This window comes from Streptomyces sp. AC512_CC834, assembly GCF_019049325.1.
Taxonomy (GTDB): domain Bacteria; phylum Actinomycetota; class Actinomycetes; order Streptomycetales; family Streptomycetaceae; genus Streptomyces.
In genome coordinates this window covers 102,718-119,998 of sequence record NZ_JAGMUO010000130.1, presented here as the reverse complement: position 1 = coordinate 119,998, position 17,281 = coordinate 102,718, and the positions used below count along the sequence as shown (strand labels likewise).

Below are 17,281 nucleotides of genomic sequence, written 5' to 3'. Positions count from 1 at the left end.
GGCCTCTCACCCCGCCGGCCAGACCGTCAGATCCACGCTGAGGAAGCCGACCTCCGGAAGGGCGGTCGACTTGGTCTGGATGACCATCAGCGCGATGTCGCCGTTGCGGTGCTTGACGCAGATCTCGCTTCCTGCCCCCTTGTCGGCCAGCAGGAGCTCGCGGGAGGCCCCCGGGTCGGAGGTCAGCCGGCGGCACGTCCCGTACGTGGCGCCGGGACCGAGGATGTTGCCGACCATCACGCTGGTGTCACTCGTCAGCCTGCAACTGCTGTTCTCGCAGCCGAAGAGGATGTCTCCCTCACGGTCCTTGCTCTCCTTGCCGCTGTGCAGGATCAGCGAGTTGTCGCCCCTCAGCATCTGGGTGTAGTAGAAGTGACCCGCCGGAGTCGTGGTCCCTGCCGTGGGGCCGTCGGCCTCCGTGTCCGACGGCCCGGTCGACGACGCGGCCTCCTCGGCCGCCGCGGACCCTTCCGCCGCCGGACGGGGCGTACCTGACGCGGACTCGGACGCCGCCGCGGACGCGATCGCGTCCCGGGCCCGGTCGAAGCCCCGTCCCGCCGCGTCCAGGAGCGCCGACCCCGCCACGATCACCAGGCCGCACGCGACGACGACGGCGGCTGAGATCAGGACGGCGCGTCTCCTGCGGCGCTTGCGCTCCTCCGGCCCGGCCGGCCGCTGCGGCACGATGGGCCCTCGCGGCCCGACGGCGCCCTGCCAGGGCGCGTGGACGGCCGACCAGGGTGCCGGGACGGTCGCCTGCGGTACGGCGGGCGGCTGCGGGGCGGTCCACGGCGCCGTGTGTACCGCGGTGGGGCCCGGGGCCGCAACCGGGGCCGCGGCGGTCGCCGGTCCGGTTGCCGCGACCGGCGACGGAACCGTCACCGGCGGTCCGGCGATCTCCCGCCACACGGCGGGACCGGTGTCCTCTCCCGTGCCCCGGCCCAGCTCGCGGCGGCACCACTCGACGATCTCCACCGGGGTGGCCCGTTCCTCGGGGCCGGAGGCCAGGCATCGGCGGAGCAGGTCGCGCAGGTGTTCGGGCAGCCCGGACAGGTCGGGCTCCGAGTGGACGATCCGGTACAGCACGGTGGCTGCCGGACCATCTCCGTACAGCGGCCTGCCCAGCGCCGCGAACGCGGCCGTCTGCCCCAGCGAGAAGACGTCGGTCGCCGCCGTGATGTCACCCGCGGACGCCTGCTCGGGCGCCATGTACTGGGGCGTGCCGATGGTGGTGCCCGTGGCGGTGTGCGCGGTGCTGTCGGCGGCGAGCGAGATGCCGAAGTCGATGACCCGCGGTCCGTCGGGGGCCAGCAGTACGTTGGCCGGCTTGAGGTCCCGGTGCACGATCCCCGCGCCGTGGATGGCCTGCAACGCCTCGGCGACCCCGGCCATCAGCCACAGCACCGCGGGCACCGGCAGCGGCCCGCTCCGGGCGACGGCGCCCGAAAGGGAGGGTCCGGGCACGTACAGCGTGGCCAGCCAGGGCGGGGTGCCGTCCGGGTCGGCGTCGATCAGTTCGGCGGTGTAGGCGCCCTTCACCTTCCGGGCCGCCTTGACCTCCCGGGCGAAACGCCGCCGGAAGGTCGGATCGTCGGCCAGTTCCGACCGTACGACCTTGATGGCCACGGCCCGGCCGCCCCGGGTGTGCGACAGGTAGACCCGTCCCATGCCACCCGCCCCGAGCCGGGCCGCGAGACGGTAACCGGCCACGGTGCGCGGATCGTCGTCCTGCAAAGGCTGGAAGACCTCGGCCGTGTGATTCATCGGTTCCCTCCCCATGATCCCGATGAGCTGACCAGGTACGCAGCCTATGTGTTGCGGCCGTCGCCGGGCGTCGGGGGGCACGCTCCCACGGGACCTTGCGGTCACCCCTCCGTCAGTGCGGCGAGCTCGGCGTCGGCCCGCTCGGTGACGAGAGCGAGGACGCGGCCGGCGGCGGCCAGGTCGTCCGCGGGTATCCCGCCCCAGATGCGGGCGCTGACGGGCGCGACCGCCGCACCGACGGCGGCGGTCAGTTCGCGCCCGGCGTCCGTCACGAGCAACCGCGTGCCGTCCGCGACGAGCAGCCCCTTGGCCAGCAGTTCGTCGAGAACGGCCCGGATGTCGGCCGGATCGGCCTTGAGGGAACCGCGGACCTGGGCGACGAGGCCGTCCGGCGTCTGCGGGTTCTCGGCGGTGACGGCGGCGCGCAGGGCAACCTGCTGCTGGAAGGTGACACCGTGCCGGGTCAGGATCTGCTCCAGCACTCCGCGGGCGGCGTAGTGGGCCAGGCCAAGGACACGGGAGTCCGCGGCCGGTGCGTCGGTGATCGCTGTGCCGGCGGTCGCTGTGCCGGCGGTCGCTGTGCCGGCGGTCGGTGCGGTGGTGGGCGCTGTGCCGGCGGTCGGCGCGACGGTGGGCGGCGTGGCGGTCATGGCGTTGTCCTCCGGGTGCTCTCGTCGTTCGGTACGGGTGGAGCGAGAGGTGCGTCGAGCAGGGTCGTCAGCTCGTCGGTGAAGGCACGCGTCCGTGCGGCGTCGAGACCGCCGAGCGGCTCCAACAACCGCTGAAGCAGCTCCTGGACCACCGTGACGGCCTCCCGCGTGACGGTCTCGCCCCGTTCGGTAAGGGCAAGCTGCACGGCCCGCGGGTCGCGGGGATCACGGGTGCGCTCGATCAGCCCCGCCGCCTCCAGCGCCCGCGCCAGCTTCGAGACGTACAGCGCCTCCAGCCCCGTGTGGTCGGCGAGCCGGCGCTGACTGGGCCGCTCACCGGCGCGCTGCATGCCGTACAGCGAGGCGACCACCGAGTACTGGGCGTGCGTGAGGCCCAGGGGAGCCACCGCGCGATCGACCGCGACCCGCCATTTGTTGGCGAGCCGCCACACGAGGAAACCGGGCGTTGCGTGCCGTGAACCCTTACTCATGAGAAATACAGTACATGGCTACTATGTACATGGCTACTAAATAAGAAGCGGCAACCGGGACTCGCGCCGAACCCGCCGGCGGGCGATGCCTAGGACGGCTCGGGAAGCGCCTTGGCCCGCCGCCGCCCCACCTGGGTCCGTACCGCGCCCATGCTCGCCGCGATGACCAGGGCGATGGCGGCGGACTGGGTGGCGGACAGGGCCTGGTCGAGGATGAGGAAACCGGCCGCCGCGGCGATGGCGGGCTCCAGGCTCATGAGGACGGCGAAGGTCGGCGCGGGCAGGCGGCGCAGGGCGAGGAGTTCGAGGGTGTAGGGCAGGACGGAGGAGAGCAGGGCGACCCCGGCCCCCAGCGCGAGCGTCACCGGGTCGATCAGCTTCGACCCCGACTCGGCGATGCCCAGCGGCAGGAACAGCAGCGCCCCGACGGCCATCGCGAGGGCCAGCCCGTCGGCCTGGGGGAAGCGGCGTCCGGTGCGGGCGCTGAAGAGGATGTACGCCGCCCACATCACGCCGGCCGCCAGTGCGAAGGCGGCACCGGCCGGGTCGAGGTCGTCGAAGCCGCCCCCTCCGAGCAGGAAGACGCCGGACAGCGCGAGCGCGGCCCAGACCAGGTTGACGGCGCGGCGGGAGGCGAAGACGGACAGGGCGAGCGGGCCGAGCACCTCCAGGGTGACGGCGGGGCCGAGCGGGATGCGGTCGACGGCCTGGTAGAAGAGGCCGTTCATGCCGGCCATGGCGATACCGAAGACGACGACCGTGCCCCAGTCGGCCCGGGAGTGGCCGCGCAGCCGGGGCCGGCAGACCAGGAGCATGACGACGGCGGCCACGGCCAGCCGCAGCGTCACGACGCCGAGCGCCCCGGCCCGCGGCATCAGGCTCACCGCCAGCGCGGCGCCGAACTGCACGGAGAGCCCACCGGCCAGCACGAGACCGACCGGACCGAGGGAACCGAACCGGCCATCCGGAGCACCGTCCGGCACGGACGCGTGGCCGAGGGTGGCGGCGGCGCCGGTGGCGGGCGCGACGGCCGGGGACGAGGTGCCGGGGGTGGCGGCGCTGGGGGTACTCACGGGGGCTCCGGGACGGTGGGCGGGCGGACGGGCGTCGTTCATCACGCTGCACGGCATGGTCCAGAGTAATGGACCATGACAGGCATGTAACTCTTTTACGCAACTGTCGCGGCCGGGGCACACGGCTGTCAACGCACGTCCGCCAGGCGAGCGGGACCACCCCTCCGAGGCCGCGGACCGACCGGGTACCGTCCGCTCTGTGAGACGACTCCTGACCCGCCTCTGGCGCCTGCTGCGCCCCGTACAGAGCCGCGTGATGTGGCTGGTGAACGCCAAGTTCGTGGTCGGCGTGACCGGCGTCGTACGAGACGACGAGGGTCGGGTTCTGATGCTGAAGCACCGGATGTGGCCGCCGGGGCGCCAGTGGGGTCTGCCGAGCGGCTTCGCGCACAAGGGCGAGGACTTCCGGGAGACCGTGGTGCGCGAGGTCAGGGAGGAGACGGGCCTCGACGTGGAGGTGGGCCGCCTGGTCATGCTGAACAGCGGCCTGCGCACCCGCCTCGAGGTGGCGTACGAGGCCCGGCTGCTGGGCGGTGAGCTGCGCCTCGACCCGTTCGAGATCCTGGAGGCCCGCTGGTGCCGCCCGGACGACCTCCCCGAGGACGCCCAGCCGGTGTGCCTTCCGCTGGTGCGTGGCGAGACGGCCCCCTGACCCTCGACGCGTACGGCCGACCGGCCCCGCCCCCGGTCAGCCCATGCTCTTGGCGCCGTCCAGGGACTCGCGAATGATGTCGGCGTGGCCGGCGTGCTGAGCGGTCTCGGCGATGATGTGCATCAGCACCCGGCGGGCCGACCACTGCGCGTCGGCCTCGAACCACGGGGCCTTCGGCAAGGGGTGCGTGGCCCCCAGGTCGGGCAGAGTGGCGACCAGCTCGTCGGTCCGGCGGGACACCTCGGCGTAGTCGGCCAGTACCCCGGCCAGCGTCTCACCGGGCAGCATCCGGAACTCGTCGGCCCGCTGGGCCCAGTCGGCCTCGGTCATGGCCGTGAAGTCGCCCATCGCGGACGGGCCGTTCAGGATGAAGTTCCCCCAGTTCCGCTCGCCCGAGGTCATGTGCTTGATCAGGCCGCCCAGACAGAGCTCGCTCGCGGTGGTCCGGAGTCCGGCCTGCTCGTCGGTGAGGTCACGGGTGGTGAAGCGCAGGAAGTGCCGGTGCTTGGCCAGCATCTCCAGCAGATCGGCGCGCTCACCGCTGACGGCCGGGGCCTCGGTCACGTTGGGGGTGGTCAGCTCGTCGAGGGTCATGGTCTCCGCCTTCCGGTGTTCCTGTTCCTTCGGTCGAGGACCACGCTACGAGCCATTGAGGTCAGGTTGTGTCCTAGATCGTCGACCTTCCGGAAACGGCCGGAAAGGGACGGCTGAAGTGGCCTCAGAACTGCACGATGCGGCGATGAGTTTCCCCGGCCGGGCCGGTCTACGGTTCGTCAAGTGATCAGAGAGCGCGAAGCAGAAGGAGCGACATGAGCCAGTTGCTGCGAGTCCAGAACTTCACCGTCTCGAGCGATGGGTTCGGCGCCGGCGAGGACCAGAGCCTTGAGAGGCCCTTCGGCCACGCCGATCCCGGGAAACTGCTCGCCTGGGCCTTCACCACCGACCACCCGCCCGTCGGCCGCGGGGGAGGCAGCCGCGGGCTGGACGACTACTTCACACGGGACTACGCCCGCAACATCGGCGCCGAGATCATGGGCCGCAACAAGTTCGGGCCGCAGCGCGGGCCCTGGCAGGACCACGAGTGGCAGGGGTGGTGGGGCGACGAGCCCCCGTTCCACACGCCGGTGTTCGTCATGACGCACCACGAGCGCCCGTCGTTCACGCTCTCCGACACCACGTTCCACTTCGTCGACGGCGACCCGGCCGCGGTGCTCGCCCGGGCGAAGGAGGCGGCGCAGGGCCGGGACGTCCGGCTCGGCGGTGGGGCCACGGTCATCCGACAGTTCCTCGACGCCGACCTCGTCGACACCCTGCATGTGGCGGTCGCGCCCACGGAACTCGGCTCCGGGGCCCGGCTGTGGGAGTCCCCCGACGAACTGCTCGACCGGTTCCACCAGGACGTCGTGCCCAGCCCGAGCGGCGTGACGCACCACCTGTTCTGGCGGAAGTGAGCCCGGAGCAGTCGGCCCCGCCCGGCCACCACCGACGCGCGGCACGGGACTGGCGGCACGGACTAGTGGCACGGACTAGTGGCACGGGACCAGTGGCACGGGACCAGTGGCACGGGACTAGTGGGCGACCTCGCCACCGCCCATCAGCAGGCCCAGCCCCTCGGTGTCGTCGAAGGTGTCTCCGGACAGCCGGGTGACACCGGTGTCGGACAGCCCGTCCGCGGTGCCGCGCAGCAGATATGCGACGCCGTCGACCGTGTCGCTGCCCGGCGCGGTCACCACGAGGTCGGCGTGGCCGTCGCCGTCCAGGTCGGTGAGGCCCACGGCGCTGCCGAAGTCGGCGTCCCCGCCAGGCGCTGCGCCGAGGTCGTCCCCGTCGAACAGCCGGGCGCCCGCACCGCTGAGCCCGTCCGGGCCGCCCGCCAGGAACAGCACCTGCTCGGGCCCCGGCTTCCCGTACACGTCCCACCGGGGAGCCCCGGCCACCACGTCCGCGTACCCGTCGCCGTTGACGTCCCCGGTGTCCAGGGTGACGAAGGCGGCGTCCTCGTCCTGGGGTTCGTCGCCGGGCACGCCGGGAGTGTCGCGGTCGATCGTCGTCGTACGTTCTCCCGGCCCGGCCTCCGACCCGTACGCCACCGTCACGGAGCTGCGGCTCGCGTCGCCGCCCCGGGGGCTGAGGACCAGGTCGTCGACGCCGTCGCCGTCCACGTCGCCGATCGCCCCCTCGCCCGCGTCGGGGATCCGGGTGCCCTCGGGCTGCGTGAAGCCGTCCCGGCCGCCGCGCAGGTAGCTCACCGGCTGGGTGGCTTCGCGCCAGGGCACTTCGGGTCCCGTGTCGGCGTCGTGGAAGCTCACCAGGTCGTCGCTGCCGTCGCCGTCGAGGTCCCCGGCGACGAGGTCGCTGTAGTTCGCGGTGTCGACGTCCGGCGCGGGGCGGCGTGGGGCGGGGACGCGGTCCGTCGCGGCCGGGGTGCCGTCCCGCCCGAAGGGCCCCTTGAGCAGCCCCTTGTCGGAGCCGAGCCCGAAGACCAGGTCGGAGTGTCCGTCCCCGTCGAAGTCACCGGCGGCGAGCTGCTCGTCCAGGATCGGGTCGTTGTCCCAGGAGACGTGGCTGACGTCCGTCCCCGGCACCCGGACGGCACGCGACAGCCCGCTCTCGGACCCCCACATGATGATCACGCTCGGCTTCCAGTCGAAGACGGAGGCGGCAAGGTCGGTGTACCCGTCCCCGTCGAGGTCGCGGGCCACGACGTCGGTGCCGAAGAACGCCTCGTCCCGGTTCTTTCCCGGTATCCCGGCGTCGTCCTGCGTCAGGTACTGGCAACGGGCGATCCTGGTCCCGTCCCCCGCCCCGTACGCGACCTCGATGCTCCCCCCGCCGTACCCGCCCGGCACGTCTCCCATCGAGCCGAGCGCCAGGTCCGGATGCCCGTCCCCGTCGAAGTCGGCGACGCCGTCCGGCGCGGTTCGGTCCGGCGCGGGCCCGTCCGGCGTGGAGGAGGTGCCCGCGGTGCCGTGAGCGCCGCCACTCCCGCAGCCGTACGGCACGGCGATGTCGGCGGGCCCGTCGTCGGCGACCACCAGACCCGCGGCGACCACCAAGGCGACGAGCGCCGCACCGCCCCCGACCACCCACGGCCGCCTACCGCCCCGCCACCGCGACGCCTGCCCCTGATCACCCGAACCGTCCATACGAACGATCACGCACCCGTCGCGGCACGCGGTTCCGACGCCTCAAACGGGCCGACGCGCCACGGCCAGGAGGTGCGAACTCGCCGCCAGCAACTCGGGGTAGGGCTCGGCCATACGAGCCGCACTGAGCACCGACTCAAACAGGCTCGACTCACGGAACGACTGACCGGTGTTCCGCTCCGCTGCCGCCAGCAGGGACCAGGCAGGCCCCTCGATCCCGAAGACGGAGGCGTCCGGGAACCCCGCCGCCGCGACCTCCTCGCGCAACTGCTCCCCGGTGTGGAAGTACGCCGTGGTGAACGCCTGCTTCCCGTCGTGGATCTGGGTCGCAAGGATGGTCCCGATGCTCTCCCGCATCGACTCCTTGTGCAGGTGCGCGTAGGCGGCGTGCTCGAACAGCGACGCGTACCGGTTGATCCCGGCGACCGCAAGAAATCCGCCCGGCCGGAGCACCCGCCGTGCCTCTGCCAGCGCACGGTCCCGGTCCGCCCGCTGCCGCAGGTGGTACATCGGACCCAACACGAGTACGACGTCGTAGGCGCCGTCATCGGCCGTGAGGCGTCGAGCGTCGCCCAGCTCGGCGGTCGCACCGGTGGCCGCCGCCTGTTCCACGTGGCGGGTAATGGGATCGACCACATGCACGTCGTACCCGTCCTCCACCAGCCACCGCGCATGTGCGCCAGGGCCGCCACCGACGTCGAGCACCCGGGCCGGTGGCGAGGGGAGGTGGCGGCGCAGCAGCTCCTGTGTACGTACCATCTCCAGACGCCCGTCGGCGGTACTGATCAGCCGGTCCGCCTCGTCGACGGTCTCGCTGTAGAACCTCACGATCTCCGGCGTCACCTCAACGCTTGTCATCCGGGCATTCTGACGGCCGTCCGGTGGAGCGGTCCATGCGGCACGGAGACTTCGCTACGCCTCGTCCTCACCGGCCGGCCGGTGGGCGGGCGACGAAGGAGCCGAGACCGACTTCGGCGCGGATCAGCCCCTCCCCTTTCAGGTGTGCCAGCGCCTTCTGCGCGGTCGACGCCGCAATGGCGAACTCGGCCGACAACTCGACCACCGACGGAACCCGGGCATCAATGGGATAGGTACCGTCCGCGATGCGCGCCTCAATGGCAGCGGCGACCTGCCGCCAGACGGGCCGGGTGCGATCGAGTTCGGGAGTCATGCGGTGGACGCTAAAACTCTGCGGTAGACCGCGCGACCGCAGTAGACTGCGGTAGACCGTGGAGACCACTCCAGCTGAAGACCCCCGCGACGGGTGGAGCCGTCCGGGGGCGTGGCCACCAGCCAAACCCAAAGGAGCTGATGACATGAACGAGCCTATCGGCCGCCTCGCCACATGGGTGAGCCTGCTGCTCAACCCCCGAGGCACCCACCGCCGCACCCGCCCACGCCCGGCAACCCGTACCGCACCACCCCCTCAGTCCACCACCGGCGTGATCCCCCTCCCCTCCCACCGCAGCCCCTACGGCCTGCCCACCGTCCTCGACGGCGCCGAGACCGTGGCCGTCCGCCCGTACCTTCTCGCGGGCGCGCTGTACGAGCTGGAGGCGGCGGCATGACGACACCCCGCGCGCCCCGCCTGCTCCCCTGGTCCGGCCCCGAGGGCAAGCCCTGCTACCTGATCACCGACGACAACGGCGGCCCCGTCTCACGGCTGGCCGACACCACCGAGGTCACCCAGCTCGGCATGGGAGCGGATCTCCTCGCCCACGCCCACGACCTCCTCCCCCGCGCCCCGCACGGCGAACTCCGCTACCTCGCCGAGCGCCTCACCGAAGCCCTCGCGGACGCGCTACGGGTGGCCGAGAGCCGGGGCCGGAGGCTGAGCGACCTTCGCCAAGTCGACTGACCAGACCCTGATGGGGCCCACCCAGCAGACGCATATGATCGCGTCACAAATCGACGAAGGGGCGCGGGAGATGACGGGCGTGAGTGGCAGACGAAGATCCCTGGCAGCGGTGTTGACGACAACAGCGTGCCTACTTTTCTCCGGCTGCGGAACCGAAGCCGAAACACCCGAGGCCCCTTCGTCGGCCGCTGCGTCCCACCCGAGCACGGCTCCCTCCGCGACGACCGTTGGTGGCAAACCAGTCTCAGTTCTCGACGTCGGCCGTGTGAAGGGGGCCCTGCCCGACGAAGCCGCACTACCGGGCTGGTCGCGCATCGCTGAGCCATTGGTAACCACCGACCAGTTCATGTGCCAGGGAGTGATGGCACATGACTGCGCCGGCCTTGTAGCCATGGGCCAAAGCGACTTCAATCGCGGCGACCGGACCCCTGCCGAGAGCATCCGCCTGACTTTCGCCCTGTACTCCTGCTCCAGCGAAAGCGCCGCGCACGATCTCTACGCCTCTCTGAACCTGAGTGGCGCGCAAGTCAGCCTTTCCGAATCTCTGGGAGACGAGCAAACGGCTACCCGAGATGTGCTCAAGTCGTCCGCAGATGTCCAGCCGACCCTGCTCTCCGTGAAAGCCCGAAGCGGCACGACCATGCTGTGGGTCACCGCAATGACATCTGAGCAAAAGACCACGACGGAGCGGACCCAAGCGGCACTGAGACTGCTTCGTGATCGGGTCCAGCAGGCCAAGGAGGGCATCAAACCCAACGTGGGCGCAAGGATCAGTTGAGACGTCGCCTCTCACCAAGGCATGTAATCCCCACGGGGCACCCCGTCCGCCGTGACCAGACTACAGATGGACGTCCAAGTACCGCTCAGGACTGACGCATTGAGCGCCCGTCGAGCCCTAACTTCGGCGTCATGACCGGCAGATCAAGCACATCGCGCAGAACCGTCCTGGCCACGCTGCTCGCGGGAGCCTTGTCCGTCCCCCTCCTGGGAGCCGCACCCGCGTCGTCGGCTCCCACCGCTGCGCTGGAATTGCCCACCCCCACCGGCCCTCACCCCATAGGCCGACGCACCCTGCACCTCGTAGACCGGCACCGCAGCGACCCCTGGGTGCCGACGGCGCAAGGCCGGGAGCTGATGGTGTCCGTGTACTACCCGGCACGCTCCTCCGGCGGGGCCCCGGCGGCGTACATGACCGAGGGCGAGGCGCAACACTTCCTGGACGCCGAGAGCCTCGGCGAAGTCGTACCCACCGCGACTCTCGCCGGAGTGCGCACGCACGCGCAGGCCTCCGCACCCCCTGCGCCGGGCCGCTTCCCCCTGATCCTGCTGTCCCCCGGTTTCTCGATGCCACGCGCCACGCTCACCGCGCTCGCCGTGGAGCTGACCTCCCGCGGTTACGTCGTCGCCGCCGTGGACCACGCCTACGAATCCGTCGGCACGGAGTTCCCCGGGGGCCGGATACCCCCCTGTGTGGCCTGCGACCGGGTCGGCGTCGATGTCGAGGAGGCGACCGTCGTGGAGGGTCGGGCGGCGGACCTGCCCTTCGTGCTCGACGAGCTGACCGACCGCCGGAGAACGGGGGCACTCGCTCGCATGATCGACCCGTGCCGCATCGGTGTCGCCGGGCATTCGATCGGCGGGGCGGCCGCCATGGCGACGATGACCGCCGACCGTCGCGTGCGGGCGGGGGTCAACCTCGACGGCTCCTTCTTCGTACGCGACGCGGGGGCCGGGCTGGGCCGGCGCCCGTTCATGATGCTCGGCACCGAGTTCTCGCACAGTCCCGACAGCCCGGGCACCGACTGGCCCGCCACCTGGAACCGCCTGCACGGCTGGAAACGCTGGCTGACCGTGACCGGGGCGGGGCACTTCTCCTTCACCGACATCCCCTGGCTGGCGGAGCAGCTGGGGCTGGCGGATCCGGCGGTTCCGCTCTCAGGTGAGCGGGGTTGGTACATCACCCGCGATTTCGTTCGCGCCTTCTTCGACCTCCACCTGCGGGGCATCCACCAACCGCTCCTCCAGGGCCCCACGCCCTCCCACCCCGAGGTCGAGTTCCGCCGGCCGTAGAAGACGTCACCCGCGCCGCCCTCACTCCAGCCCCTCCGCCAGTACCTCCGCCAGATGCCGCCCCCGCACCCCGCCCAGTTGCTCCAACTGCGTCCGGCACGAGAACCCGTCCGCCAGGACCACCGCACCGGCCGGTGCCTCGCGCACCGCCGGAAGGAGCTGGTCCTCCGCGCAGGCGGCCGACACCTCGTAGTGGCCGTCCTCGAAACCGAAGTTGCCCGCGAGGCCGCAGCAGCCGCCGCTCAGCTCGCCGGTCAGGCCGGCCGCCTCACGCAGGCGCCGGTCGGCCGCGTCGCCCAGGACCGCGTGCTGGTGGCAGTGGGTCTGGCCGGTGACCGGGCGGTCCACGGCGGGCGGCGTCCAGTCGGGGGCATGGCGCTCCAGAGCCTCCGCGAAGGTCAGCACACGCGCCGCGAGCCGGGCCGCCCTCGGGTCGTCGTGCAGCAGCTCCGGCAGGTCCGTGCGCAGGGCGGCGGCGCAGCTCGGCTCCAGGACGACGACCGGCGCGGACGTCTCCAGTACCGGGGTCATCAGGTCCAGCGTGCGGCGCATCACCGCGCGAGCGCGGTCCAGTTGGCCAGTCGAGACGTACGTCAGGCCGCAGCAGACCCGGCCGCCCCGGCGGGCCGTCAGCAGCGCCAGGGCCGACCGCGACGTACCGTCGCCGACCACGGCGCGTCCCCGCAGCGTCGGCGGCAGCACCACCCGCAACCCCGCCGCCTCCAGCACCCGTACGGCAGCCTGGCCCACGGAGGGCGAGAGGTGTTCCGTGAACGTGTCGGGCCAGAGGACCACCAGGTCACCGCCACCGGCCGGTCCCCGCGACCGCCCCCGCGCCCGCCCGCGCCACCACCCACTGAACGTCTCCCCCGCCAGCCGCGGCACCTCCCGCTCCCCCGCGATCCCGCCCAGCCGTTTCGCCACGGCCGCCAACGGCCCCACGGACGCCAGCGCGTTGACAACCGGCGCCATCCGCGCCCGCGACGCCCAGCGCAGCCACACCGGCAGCCAGCCCATCGCGTAGTGGGCGGCGGGGCGGCGGCGCCCCGCGTAGTGGTGGTGCAGGAACTCCGCCTTGTACGTGGCCATGTCGACCTCGACCGGGCAGTCGGAGCGGCAGCCCTTGCAGGACAGGCACAGGTCCAGGGCGTCCCGGACCTCCGTCGACCGCCAGCCGTCCGTCACCAGCTCCCCGGCGAGCATCTCGTGCAGCAGCCGGGCCCGGCCTCGCGTGGAGTGCTGCTCGTCCCCCGTCGCGCGGAAGGACGGGCACATCACCCCCGAGCCGGACACCGACGTCGTACGGCACTTGGCGACCCCCACGCAGCGGCGCACGGCCGCCGAGAAGTCGCCGCCGTCGGACGGGTACCCGAACTCCACGTCCACCGGCTCACGCGGCAGGACGGAGAAGCGGAGGTTCGCGTCGAGCGGCGCCGGACGGACCAGCATCCCCGGGTTGAGGAGGTCGTCCGGGTCCCACACCGCCTTCGCGCGCTCGAAGAGCGCCACCGTCTCCGCGCCGTACATCCTCGGCAGCAGCTCCGCCCGCGCCTGCCCGTCCCCGTGCTCCCCGGACAACGAACCCCCGTGCGCCACCACCACGTCCGCCAGCTCCTCCGAGAAGCGGCGGAAACGCGCGACCCCGGCCTCCGACAGCAGGTCGAAGTCGATCCGTACGTGGATGCAACCGTCGCCGAAGTGCCCGTACGGCGTGCCGCGCAGGTCGTGGGCCGTGAGCAGGCGCCGGAAGTCCCGCAGGTAGGCGCCGAGTCGGGCCGGCGGCACCGCGCAGTCCTCCCACCCCGGCCACGCCTCCGAGCCGTCCGGCATCCGCGTCGCCGTACCGCTCGCGTCCTCCCGGATGCGCCACAGCGTCCGCTGCCCGGCCGGGTCGGTCACCACCAGCGCGTCCACGACGTCCGCCGCCCGCACCACCGCCTCCGCACGCGCGCGTGCCTCCGCCTCCGTCTCCCCGCCCGTCTCCACGAACAGCCAGGCGCCACCCCGCGGCAACCCCTCCGTGGACGGCACCAGGTCCACCGACATGCCCTCCACCGTCAGCGGGCCGAGCGGCAGCAGCCCGGCCGCCGCCTCCGCCGCCCCGGCCTCGTCGGCGTAGCCGAGCACCGCGAGCGCACGCGCGCGGGGTGACTCGACCAGCCGGACCACCGCCTCGGTCAGCACGCCCAGCGTGCCCTCCGAGCCGCAGAAGGAACGGGCCACGTCGGCGCCCCGCTCCGGCAGCAGGGCGTCCAGCGCGTAGCCGGAGATACGGCGCGGCAGGTCGGGGAAGCCGGTGCGCAGGCGGGCCAGGTCGCCGTCCACCAGCTCACGCAAACCCTCCGGCGCCCCGGACCACTCCAGCCCGAGCCGCAGCCGCCGCCCGCGCGCGGTGAGCACCGACAGCTCGCCCACGCTGTCCGCCGTCGTGCCCCAGGCCACGGAGTGGGAGCCGCACGAGTTGTTGCCGATCATGCCGCCGAGCGTGCAGCGGCTGTGGGTGGAGGGGTCGGGGCCGAAACGCAGCCCGTGCGGCGCGGCGGCGTCCTGGAGCCGGTCCAGGACCAGACCCGGCTGGACGACGGCCGTACGGGCCTCCGGGTCGAGGGCGACCAGCCGGTTCATGTGCCGGGTGAAGTCCAGCACCACGCCCGTACCGGTCGCCTGCCCGGCGATCGACGTGCCGCCGCCGCGCGGGACGACCGGTACCGCGTGCGCCCGGCACACCTCCAGTACGGCCGCCACGTCGTCGGCGTCTCTCGGCGCCACGACCCCGAGCGGGACCCGCCGGTAGTTCGACGCGTCCATGGTCGTCAGCGCCCGGGAGGTGACGTCGAATCCGACCTCGCCGCGGACGGCCCTGCGCAGTGCTGCCTCCAGATCGGTCATGCCCTCCAGCATGGGCTCTCGTAGCTCCGTACAGGTCCGCACGGCGGAGATCTCGTCTCATCGGACGGACATGGCTTCGCCCGGTTTGGTCAAGGCGATACCCTCCGGCACGTGGCTGAGATCCAGATTCCTGCTGACATCAAGCCCGCGGACGGTCGATTCGGCGCGGGCCCCTCCAAGGTGCGGGTGGAGGCGCTGGACGCCCTGGCCGCCACCGGTACGTCCCTGCTCGGCACCTCTCACCGCCAGGCCCCGGTCAAGAACCTGGTCGGCAAGGTCCGTGAGGGCATCCGCGAGCTGTTCCGGCTCCCCGACGGCTACGAGGTGATCCTCGGCAACGGCGGCTCCACCGCGTTCTGGGACGTCGCGACCCACGGTCTGATCGAGAACAAGTCGCAGCACCTGAGCTTCGGCGAGTTCTCCTCCAAGTTCGCCAAGGCCGCGAAGCTCGCCCCGTGGCTGGCCGAGCCGACCGTCGTCTCCTCCGACCCGGGCACGCACCCCGACGCGCGTGCCGAGGCCGGCGTGGACGTGTACGGCCTCACGCACAACGAGACCTCCACCGGCGTCGCCATGCCCATCAAGCGCGTGGCCGGCGCGGACGAGAACGCCCTCGTCCTGGTCGACGCGACGTCCGGCGCCGGCGGCCTGCCGGTCGACATCGCCGAGACCGACGTGTACTACTTCGCCCCGCAGAAGTCCTTCGCCTCCGACGGCGGCCTGTGGATCGGCGTCTTCTCCCCGGCGGCGATCGAGCGCGCCGAGCGGATCCACGCGTCCGGCCGCCACGTCCCGGAGTTCTTCTCCCTCCCCACGGCGATCGACAACTCCCGCAAGAACCAGACGTACAACACCCCGGCCCTCGCCACGCTCTTCCTCCTCGGCGAGCAGCTCGACTGGATGAACGGCCAGGGCGGCCTGGACTTCACCACCGGCCGCACCAAGGACTCCTCGACCCGCCTGTACTCCTGGGCGGAGGAGGCCAAGTACGCCACCCCGTTCGTCTCCGACCCGGCCAAGCGCTCGCAGGTCATCGGCACCATCGACTTCTCCGACGACATCGACGCCGCCGCCGTCGCCAAGGTGCTGCGCGCCAACGGCATCGTCGACACCGAGCCGTACCGCAAGCTCGGCCGCAACCAGTTGCGCGTCGCGATGTTCCCGGCGATCGCCCCGGCGGACGTCGAGGCGCTGACGAAGTGCGTGGACTACGTCATCGAGAAGCTGTAGCCGCGTCTCGTCGTACAACGACGGAGGGCGCCCGGCGGATGATCCGCCGGGCGCCCTCCGCGCATCCGTACGCTCCTACTCCTCGGCGAACAGCTCCTCGGCGCGCTCCGCGCTCAGGGAGCGGTCGAGCCAGGTGCCCAGCACGTCGAGATCGGTGCAGGCGGTGACCCGGTCCCGGACGGAGTCGAGGGTCTCGACACCCCGCACCTCGAGAACGCGCAGAATAGTCTCGGCCCTGCCCTCGGCCTTGGCTTCGGCCCTGCCCTTTGCTCGGCCTTCAAGCCAGGACTCTTCAACGATCGAGTTGCTGCCAGGAAAGTTTGGAGTGTAAGCGGCCATCAGATTCCTCCAACAGTCACGGCCCGCGCCTCAGCCCAGACCGGCCTCGCCGATCGCCGTACGTCCTACCCCTCAACGAACAACTCCTCGGCACACACCACGCTCAGAGAGCGGTCGAACCAGGTGCCCAGCACGTCGAGATCAGTGCAAGAGGCGACCCGCTCCCGGACCAAGTCAGGGATCTCAACATCCCGCATCTCAAGAATGCGCAGAATGTCCTCGGCCCTGCCCTTGGCGCGGCCTTCGAGCCAGTACTCCTCGACGATCGAGTTGCTGCCCGGGAAGTTCGGGGTGTAAGTGGCCATCAGCTTCCTCCAGTACTCACGACCCGGGCCTTCACCCAGTCCGATTTCGACGATCTCCGCCCAGTCCACCCGGTCCACGTCCCCGGACCCTGACTTCCCTGCGTCGTCCGCCACTCCTGACGCCAGCGCGTCCAGTATCGCAGTCAGTCCCGGGTCCGTGGCGTAGGCAAGTGCGGAGAAGACGGCGACTCCGAGGTCCCGGGCCGCCTCGTCCGGCTCCGTGATCACGGGGAGGATTCCAGGCCCCAGGACCAGCGGGAAGACGATCATGCTGGTGTGGAAGCCACGCCCGACCCGGATCGGCTCGGAGGCCCAGGCTGCGGTCGCCTTGTCCTTGCACACCACCAGAAGAAACGGCGGCAACCGGTACTTGGCGTACATGTGGGCCAAGTAGTACGTCCAGCTATTGTGCTTGTCCGGATCCGGCTTGCCCTGCGACTCGACGGCGAGCACGAAGCCGCCTTCCTCACCGGGCACATGAACCCGGAACACACTGTCCACTCGGCGCTCGAGTGGCCTGATCTCGGTGAGATCGGTGTCCAGAGGCTCGATCGCGGTGTGCTCCGGAAACCCGATGCCCGCCCGCGGCAACAGCCGGGCGAACAGCCCCGGATCCACCCGGAAGATCCGATGCAGCGCTTCATGCGGCGAACTGACCATGCGACGGAACGTAATCGCATGGGCACACTAAGCGCGTGGATTCGAGGCGGACTCAGCCGTACGAGTGAACATGCCAGAGGACTATGCCGCCCCCCGGAAAGCCCGCCCGCCGTCGCGGGAGACGGTGAACGGGGACCGCAGGGGCACGGCCGGG

At 71.7% G+C, this 17,281-nt stretch carries 18 protein-coding genes; 7 read left to right on the top strand and 11 right to left on the bottom strand.

Going from position 1 to position 17,281, the window contains the following annotated elements:
• Positions 1 to 6 precede the first annotated feature (6 nt).
• The 4 genes from KUM40_RS40225 to KUM40_RS40210 form a co-directional block, all read right to left on the bottom strand.
• On the bottom strand, positions 7 to 1,764 hold the full coding sequence (locus tag KUM40_RS40225) for a serine/threonine-protein kinase (protein WP_217171348.1): 1,758 nt from the start codon (positions 1,762 to 1,764) through the stop codon (positions 7 to 9).
• A 101-nt stretch (positions 1,765 to 1,865) separates the two neighbouring features.
• Positions 1,866 to 2,414, bottom strand: coding sequence for a hypothetical protein (locus KUM40_RS40220; RefSeq protein WP_254396403.1), 549 nt, complete (start codon positions 2,412 to 2,414; stop codon positions 1,866 to 1,868).
• Positions 2,411 to 2,905 (bottom strand): MarR family winged helix-turn-helix transcriptional regulator, encoded by a 495-nt coding sequence (locus KUM40_RS40215; RefSeq protein ID WP_217171347.1) that lies wholly within the window; start codon positions 2,903 to 2,905, stop codon positions 2,411 to 2,413. The genes KUM40_RS40220 and KUM40_RS40215 overlap by 4 nt, the downstream gene beginning before the upstream one ends.
• Positions 2,906 to 2,994: 89 nt before the next feature.
• Positions 2,995 to 3,978, bottom strand: a complete 984-nt coding sequence (locus tag KUM40_RS40210; protein ID WP_217171346.1) for a DMT family transporter — start codon at positions 3,976 to 3,978, stop codon at positions 2,995 to 2,997.
• A 199-nt stretch (positions 3,979 to 4,177) separates the two neighbouring features.
• Between KUM40_RS40210 and KUM40_RS40205 the strand changes: the two genes are divergently transcribed.
• Entirely contained in the window at positions 4,178 to 4,630 is a 453-nt protein-coding gene (locus KUM40_RS40205) for an NUDIX hydrolase (protein ID WP_217171345.1), read from the top strand.
• Between the two features lie 36 nt (positions 4,631 to 4,666).
• On the opposite strand, the gene KUM40_RS40200 is transcribed toward KUM40_RS40205, so the two are convergent.
• Complete coding sequence (locus tag KUM40_RS40200; RefSeq protein WP_217171344.1) at positions 4,667 to 5,224, bottom strand: DinB family protein; 558 nt, start codon at positions 5,222 to 5,224, stop codon at positions 4,667 to 4,669.
• Between the two features lie 215 nt (positions 5,225 to 5,439).
• On the opposite strand from KUM40_RS40200, the gene KUM40_RS40195 reads away from it, so the two are divergent.
• Complete coding sequence (locus tag KUM40_RS40195; protein ID WP_217171343.1) at positions 5,440 to 6,081, top strand: dihydrofolate reductase family protein; 642 nt, start codon at positions 5,440 to 5,442, stop codon at positions 6,079 to 6,081.
• Positions 6,082 to 6,198: 117 nt separating this feature from the next.
• Here the strand turns inward: KUM40_RS40195 and KUM40_RS40190 are convergent, their stop codons facing one another.
• The 3 genes from KUM40_RS40190 to KUM40_RS40180 form a co-directional block, all read right to left on the bottom strand.
• Positions 6,199 to 7,716, bottom strand: coding sequence for an FG-GAP-like repeat-containing protein (locus tag KUM40_RS40190; RefSeq protein ID WP_217171342.1), 1,518 nt, complete (start codon positions 7,714 to 7,716; stop codon positions 6,199 to 6,201).
• A gap of 102 nt (positions 7,717 to 7,818) precedes the next feature.
• Entirely contained in the window at positions 7,819 to 8,634 is an 816-nt protein-coding gene (locus KUM40_RS40185) for a class I SAM-dependent methyltransferase (protein WP_217171341.1), read from the bottom strand.
• A 67-nt stretch (positions 8,635 to 8,701) separates the two neighbouring features.
• Positions 8,702 to 8,947 carry a GntR family transcriptional regulator gene (locus tag KUM40_RS40180; RefSeq protein ID WP_217171340.1) on the bottom strand — a complete coding sequence of 82 codons (246 nt, stop codon included), beginning with the start codon at positions 8,945 to 8,947 and terminating at the stop codon, positions 8,702 to 8,704.
• Positions 8,948 to 9,092: 145 nt separating this feature from the next.
• Between KUM40_RS40180 and KUM40_RS40175 the strand changes: the two genes are divergently transcribed.
• The 4 genes from KUM40_RS40175 to KUM40_RS40160 all read left to right on the top strand — a co-directional run bounded on the left by KUM40_RS40175 (position 9,093) and on the right by KUM40_RS40160 (position 11,704).
• Positions 9,093 to 9,344, top strand: coding sequence for a hypothetical protein (locus KUM40_RS40175; protein WP_217171339.1), 252 nt, complete (start codon positions 9,093 to 9,095; stop codon positions 9,342 to 9,344).
• Complete coding sequence (locus tag KUM40_RS40170; RefSeq protein WP_217171338.1) at positions 9,341 to 9,634, top strand: hypothetical protein; 294 nt, start codon at positions 9,341 to 9,343, stop codon at positions 9,632 to 9,634. The genes KUM40_RS40175 and KUM40_RS40170 overlap by 4 nt, the downstream gene beginning before the upstream one ends.
• A 10-nt stretch (positions 9,635 to 9,644) precedes the next feature.
• Positions 9,645 to 10,412, top strand: coding sequence for a hypothetical protein (locus tag KUM40_RS40165; protein WP_217171337.1), 768 nt, complete (start codon positions 9,645 to 9,647; stop codon positions 10,410 to 10,412).
• Between the two features lie 131 nt (positions 10,413 to 10,543).
• Positions 10,544 to 11,704: an alpha/beta hydrolase gene (locus tag KUM40_RS40160; RefSeq protein WP_217171336.1), complete on the top strand. Its 1,161-nt coding sequence runs from the start codon at positions 10,544 to 10,546 to the stop codon at positions 11,702 to 11,704.
• Between the two features lie 21 nt (positions 11,705 to 11,725).
• On the opposite strand, the gene KUM40_RS40155 is transcribed toward KUM40_RS40160, so the two are convergent.
• Positions 11,726 to 14,593 (bottom strand): FAD-binding and (Fe-S)-binding domain-containing protein, encoded by a 2,868-nt coding sequence (locus tag KUM40_RS40155; RefSeq protein ID WP_217171335.1) that lies wholly within the window; start codon positions 14,591 to 14,593, stop codon positions 11,726 to 11,728.
• Positions 14,594 to 14,704: 111 nt separating this feature from the next.
• On the opposite strand from KUM40_RS40155, the gene serC reads away from it, so the two are divergent.
• The gene (gene serC, locus KUM40_RS40150) at positions 14,705 to 15,823 is read left to right on the top strand and encodes a phosphoserine transaminase (protein ID WP_217171334.1); all 1,119 of its coding nucleotides are present in this window, start codon (positions 14,705 to 14,707) and stop codon (positions 15,821 to 15,823) included.
• 75 nt (positions 15,824 to 15,898) lie between these two features.
• Here serC and KUM40_RS42305 read toward each other — a convergent pair whose 3' ends face one another.
• Entirely contained in the window at positions 15,899 to 16,030 is a 132-nt protein-coding gene (locus KUM40_RS42305) for a hypothetical protein (RefSeq protein WP_302180955.1), read from the bottom strand.
• A gap of 197 nt (positions 16,031 to 16,227) precedes the next feature.
• Positions 16,228 to 17,127 carry a hypothetical protein gene (locus tag KUM40_RS40140; protein WP_217171332.1) on the bottom strand — a complete coding sequence of 300 codons (900 nt, stop codon included), beginning with the start codon at positions 17,125 to 17,127 and terminating at the stop codon, positions 16,228 to 16,230.
• Between the last annotated feature and the right edge of the window lie 154 nt (positions 17,128 to 17,281).